This window comes from Siccirubricoccus deserti, assembly GCF_014283215.1.
GTDB lineage: Bacteria > Pseudomonadota > Alphaproteobacteria > Acetobacterales > Acetobacteraceae > Siccirubricoccus > Siccirubricoccus deserti.
The window spans coordinates 1-1944 of record NZ_JACOMF010000191.1 but is presented as its reverse complement, the minus strand read 5'-3'; the positions used below and the strand labels follow the sequence as shown (position 1 = coordinate 1944).

The following is a 1944-nucleotide window of genomic DNA, read 5'->3' as shown; positions in this document are numbered from 1 at the left end:
CCATTCGGCATCCGTCAGATCGGAGGGGTAGCGCAGCCCGCGCCGATCCGCCGCACGCCGATGCTCCGCTGTCCACGCCATCCTGCTTCCCCACAAATCGCCCGCAGGAGAAGGGAATCACATCCGATTCAGGTAACTCAATTCCTTTTCGGATGGGCTCTGAGATGCGATCCTTGTCCATGTTGGCTCCCTTTGTCGTAGTTGTGGTCGAAGTAGAACATGGTGCAGGGCGGAAAATCGGCCCGGTTGCCTGGAGGTCGGGATACCGCCCGTTGGATGTGCCACCGGACGGACCGTTCGCCTGGACATGACGGTCCGGCGTTCCGACCGGACGGGCTCACGCGCCCGTCTGCGGCAGAAAAGGGCCCTGCGGATGCCGCAGGGAGGCGCAGTTGCGCCCCGCGCATCGCACCTCAGGACAACCTGAGTCCACTTCCGATCAACGCACACACTACGGCGCTACGGAGGCATGAAGGCGGCGATGACGCGAATGGGATCACGCTGGAACTCGGAACACGATTTTGGGCGCTGAGCGCTTTGCGAGTTCGCCTAGCAGGGTGGCGCTGTACGTGCCTACCAAGCTCGGGCATGGGCGCGGTGCTGGTACCGATAGGATTAGGAGGGGACGCGATGTGGCGACGTTTGCTTACCGTGATCCTCATCATGATTGGGCTGGACGGCTGTGCAGCAGATCGGCTGCGAGCGGAAGCATTGCAGGACGACGCCCTGATGCCAGCGTGGGGTTGTCCTGATCCTGGCACGCCTGCTCCTCTGCAACGCCTGCCCGCACCTGATGACAGCGGTCGAGCCTGATTGGGCGACATCGTGATATGGCCTTTGCTCTCGACCGCTGTTCCGGCCTGCCGCATCGATCACGTTCGTCCCGGGTGGGGAGTATCGGCCCGTGGAGCACTCTGTCCCGTGGCGGCTATTGACGGCAGCCAAGCCGCTGCCGCCTGCCCAGTGATCCGCCAATCCTTGATTGCCGCTAAAGGGTAACCGCCCACAATCGAGCATGGCCTTGCGAACCCCACCGGCCCCCGCTGGCGCTGACGTAACTTGGATGATCGACAGCGGTGATGAGTGAGACTAGCCAACTGACGTAGCGTTCGTATCCAGCCCTTAAAGCAGTCGGCAGGTGGTGGGCTATTTTTCGGCTGATCGGTACCTAAATTGTGGGAGCACTGAGATGGGCGGGTTCACCATGAACACCCTCGAACAGTTCTTCTTGCTCCTCATGCCGAGTGTCATTGTCATTGGCGGCGTTGCCGCCGCTGTGCTGCACCGCATTTCGACCCGCCAGGATCGCCATGGCCGAAATCGAGCGACCGGAGGTGTCCGTGCCCATCATGGGTGGGGGCGGGGTCACAGGATAGGTCGCCGGGGTGCCCGTGCCTGACCGCTAGGCGAGGCGAACTCACCAATCAAGCGTTGAAGCGAACAGGTAGAGCCGCTGTGCCGCCTATCTGCAAGAGATGAAATCCCCACGTTCTGTGTATCTATCCAGTATGTTTCTCAACTGTCGCGCCGCAGCTAACGCTTCGGCGCCATCACTGGCGAGCGTCACCTTGTAGCCTTCAGCCTCAAGAAGATGGCACATAGAAGGTGCAATCATCGTGGAAGCAAAGAGCGAATACCGGCGGGCCACGGTGCGCATGCCGGTGCAGGCCACCCTTTGTCCAGATTTGCAACCCGTTGGTTCAAGCATCGTTCAGCATTGTCATAATCAACTTGGGGTGGAGCCATGCAGAGAATGTATGTTGCGGCACTGGCACAACCCTTGAGTGTCGAATACCTTCTGCTCGACCCCATCCAATGTAACCGTCGTCCTGACCTCACCTTGCGAAACGCCCTGCTGATGATGCCGTGTCGCTTTACGGCATGCGGCGGAGGTGGCGTTGGAGATCGAGGCGGAGGCGGCCGAGACCGGTCATAGGAGTGGTC

General features: G+C 60.8%; 1 protein-coding gene. It reads right to left on the bottom strand.

Annotated elements, in window-relative coordinates; genetic code table 11:
* Positions 1-1168: 1168 nt before the first annotated feature.
* Entirely contained in the window at positions 1169-1312 is a 144-nt protein-coding gene (locus tag H7965_RS29665; protein ID WP_186774067.1) for a hypothetical protein, read from the bottom strand.
* Positions 1313-1944 lie beyond the last annotated feature (632 nt).